We start from the raw sequence: 260 nt of genomic DNA, 5'->3' as shown, positions 1-260 counted from the left end.
CCTTACCGGTGATAGTGTGCGTGTACGTCAGGTGCTTTATAACCTATGTAGCAACGCAATTAAATTCACTAGCACTGATGAAAAAACCCAAGGCCATGTAAAAATATCAGTAGAGGTGGTTCATAATACGACTGATCACTTTACCTTACGCTTTTGCGTAACTGATAACGGTAAAGGCATGTCGCAGACGCAACTTCGCGAAATATTTAATCCATTTATTCAGGCCGAAAACTCAATTACCCGAGAATATGGTGGCACCG

Annotated in this window: 1 protein-coding gene; it reads left to right on the top strand. The window is 41.9% G+C overall.

Annotation, left to right across the window (positions count from 1 at the left end):
- A partial coding sequence (locus AAEY83_RS16285; protein WP_351060696.1) for an ATP-binding protein occupies window positions 1-260 on the top strand: 260 nt, incomplete at both ends.

Origin of the sequence: Psychrobacter sp. TB20-MNA-CIBAN-0197 (assembly GCF_040309765.1) — a bacterium.
GTDB classification, from domain to species: Bacteria; Pseudomonadota; Gammaproteobacteria; order Pseudomonadales; family Moraxellaceae; genus Psychrobacter; species Psychrobacter submarinus.
The sequence above is the reverse complement of the archived record's forward strand: the minus strand, read 5'-3'. Positions and strand labels throughout refer to the sequence as shown.